The organism is Pseudomonas sp. AGC41 (assembly GCF_057334555.1).
The window spans coordinates 5,835-6,624 of sequence record NZ_JBHFJB010000056.1; the positions used below are offsets into that span (position 1 = coordinate 5,835).

Annotated in this window: 1 protein-coding gene; it reads right to left on the minus strand. The window is 64.8% G+C overall.

Features of this window, described 5'->3' with window-relative positions:
- Positions 1–36: 36 nt before the first annotated feature.
- Positions 37–699 carry an HAD family hydrolase gene (locus ACE04F_RS11075; RefSeq protein WP_486106634.1) on the minus strand — a complete coding sequence of 221 codons (663 nt, stop codon included), beginning with the start codon at positions 697–699 and terminating at the stop codon, positions 37–39.
- Positions 700–790 lie beyond the last annotated feature (91 nt).

The following is a 790-nucleotide window of genomic DNA, read 5'->3' on the forward strand; positions in this document are numbered from 1 at the left end:
GCACCGCTTTCGCGAGCAGGCTCGCTCCCACAGGGTTCAGCGGTGGCTTGAGAGGCGCATCAACCCATTGCCCACCGTGACACTCAGCCCACGGTAATCCCCGATTTGCGAGTGCAACGTCACCACCGGATGCGTGTGCGTGGCCGTCACCACCATCACGTCCATACCGGCCGCCTCGCCGGCCTTGATCCCGGCTTCGGCGTCCTCGAACACCAGGCATTCCTGTGGCGCCACTTGCAAGCGCTGCGCCGCGAGTAGATAGCAATCGGGATTTGGCTTGCCGGCGCTCACGTCTTCGGCAGTCACCATCACCGCCGGGCGTGGAATCCCGGCTGCTTCCATGCGGCGCAAAGCCAAGGCCATGGGCGCCGAGGTGACAATTGCCCATTGCGTCGACGGCAGGCTTTTGAGAAAGGCCAGCGCACCGGGCACCTCGACCACGCCCTCCACGTCCTCGATTTCTTCGACGGTGAGCTGCGCGGCCTCGGCCTGGGCATCCACGCCCGGCAGGTTCTGGCGGGCGACGGTATCGACAGCGCGCACGCCATGGATGGTCGGCAGGAATGCCGCCACGTCCAGGCCATGGCGCATGGCCCAGCGCGTCCAGATCCGCTCAGTGGCAGCGACAGAATTAAGCAGCGTGCCGTCCATGTCGAAGAGGAAGGCGCGGTAGGCGGCGGAGGGGAGTTTTACAGGCATTGAGTTCCTCGTGGGCGAAAAGACGGGGCAGTGGGCACTGTAACACTCGCCTATCTGCTAACCGCCGGTTTCATGTGGGAGCGAGCCTGCT